Consider the following 229-nt stretch of genomic DNA (forward strand, 5'->3'; position numbering starts at 1 on the left):
TTTACCTTGCTCGAACTCGTGAGCAGCGGTGCCAACCCCTCGGCCAATTCCATCAGCTCGACCAAGTGAGCGTTCTGAGGATTGATGAGGGCCTTCAAAAATTCCAGCGTCACCGCATCACCGCGCCAACTGGTCTTGAGGCGTTCAGCGACGGCCTGAACCGCGCGAGTGAACTGACCATCGACGAACTGGCCGTCAGCAACGGCCCGCTCCAGCAGCAACAACGCCA

Annotated in this window: 1 protein-coding gene; it reads right to left on the bottom strand. The window is 59.4% G+C overall.

The features are described 5' to 3' along the window. Positions 1–229, bottom strand: a 229-nt coding sequence (locus B4920_RS29720) for a hypothetical protein (protein WP_216820166.1), incomplete at both ends; no start/stop codon positions are given.

Origin of the sequence: Zoogloea sp. LCSB751 (assembly GCF_002028455.1) — a bacterium.
Taxonomy (GTDB): Bacteria; Pseudomonadota; Gammaproteobacteria; order Burkholderiales; family Rhodocyclaceae; genus Zoogloea.